General features: G+C 47.7%; 2 protein-coding genes. Both read right to left on the reverse strand.

The window, feature by feature from the left end:
• Positions 1 to 668, reverse strand: a 668-nt coding sequence (locus A3729_RS23485; protein WP_231877490.1) for a methylmalonyl-CoA mutase family protein, incomplete at its 3' end; no start/stop codon positions are given.
• Positions 669 to 719: 51 nt separating this feature from the next.
• A partial coding sequence (locus A3729_RS23490) for a VOC family protein (RefSeq protein WP_068634350.1) occupies positions 720 to 1009 on the reverse strand: 290 nt, incomplete at its 5' end.

Genomic DNA, 1009 nt, shown 5'->3' on the forward strand with positions numbered 1-1009 from the left:
GTGTAGCCGATAATATCGCCAATAATCCTCATGGATGGTTTTGGTGGGTAGATATAGGTATTGCGCACCATAAACTCTTTCAGAATGTCATTCTGAATCGTGCCTGAAAGCTGTTCTTGTGAAACGCCTTGCTCTTCTGCTGCAACGATGTAGCTAGCCAGGATTGGCAAGACTGCGCCGTTCATGGTCATGGATACCGATACTTTATCAAGCGGAATGCCGTCGAAAAGAATTTTCATATCTTCGACTGAATCAATCGCCACACCTGCTTTACCTACATCACCCGTTACGCGTGGGTGGTCTGAGTCGTAACCTCGGTGAGTCGCTAAATCAAAGGCAACTGATACGCCTTGTGCACCGGCAGCCAGGTTTTTGCGANAGAAAGCATTTGACTCTTCTGCGGTGGAAAATCCTGCGTATTGGCGGATGGTCCAGGGGCGGCCGGCGTACATCGTTGCCATTGGGCCACGTACAAAGGGAGCCATACCGGGAAGTGTCTGGGTGTGAGGCAGGTCTTTTGTATCTTCCTCGGTATAGAGCACCTTAACGGGAATACCTTCTGGCGTCTGCCAGGTCATTTCATCCGGACTGACCCCTTTCATTTGTTTGGTCGCAAGCGCTTCCCATTGCTCGAGTTGTGCGGCTAAATCAGGCTTTTTATCAGACATAGTATTTCTCGTTAAGTAATAGCTGCTCTATTGTTATGCTTATGTAAGTGCTTACTGATCCATGGGTTGGTTAAGCTCTATTAAAATGCCGTCGGCACTTTTTGGGTGGATGAAGATCACTTTACAATTGTGCGCACCAGGTGAAGGTGCATCGGAAAGGAATTGATAACCCTTTGCCTTCAAACGCTCAACATCCGCTTCGATATCGTCGCTGCGGAAACAAAGGTGGTGAATGCCACCGCCTTTCTTTTCCAAGTATTTCTGCACAGGGCCTTCACCGTTAAGTGGGTGAATCAATTCAATACTGGTTTTCTCAACGTCTAAAAACGCAGCACTGGTTT

The organism is Oleiphilus sp. HI0043 (assembly GCF_001634935.1).